General features: G+C 57.8%; 1 protein-coding gene and 1 pseudogene. Both read left to right on the forward strand.

Going from position 1 to position 574, the window contains the following annotated elements:
• Nucleotides 1-66 (forward strand): annotated as a pseudogene (locus AC07NR_RS29095) (Hcp family type VI secretion system effector); the annotation flags it as partial.
• A gap of 128 nt (nt 67-194) precedes the next feature.
• A partial coding sequence (locus tag AC07NR_RS29100; RefSeq protein ID WP_495080003.1) for a contractile injection system protein, VgrG/Pvc8 family occupies nt 195-574 on the forward strand: 380 nt, incomplete at its 3' end.

Here is a 574-nt window from a genome sequence, read left to right on the forward strand (position 1 = left end):
ATCACCTGGACCCACGAAGTATCCGGTACTTCGGGTTCCGATGACTGGCGTGCTCCAGTCGTTTAATTACGGCTGATGGTTGTACCGCCTCGGCCGGTTTTTCCGGTCGAGGCACCTTTACAACTCAATGATTTTTCGACGTCAGATCCTTACCGATCTGGCGTGTGTTGCAGCACTGCGCGAGGGACAAGGGAATGTTCTCACCGGCCAATCAGCCCCATTTCAACCTGACCATCGATGGCGCGGACAGCGATTTCCAGGTGCTGTCGTTCACCGGCCGGGAAGCCCTCAACACGCCCTTCGAATTCGAGCTGGAACTGGTCAGTGAAAAGGCCTCGATCAACCTCGAAAGCCTGCTGCACAAACTGGCGTTTCTTCAACTGTCGCCGAGCGGCACCGGAATCCACGGGCTGATCTACAGCATCGCCCAGGGCGAGGCGGGCAAGCGCCTGACCCGCTACAAGATCTCGCTGCGCCCGCAGCTTTCGTACCTCGCGCATCGCTTCAACCAGCGCATCTTCCAGCAGATGACCGTGCAGCAGATCATCAGTCAGGTGCTGGAAGAACACGGCAT

The organism is Pseudomonas sp. GW821-FHT09C09, assembly GCF_059418105.1.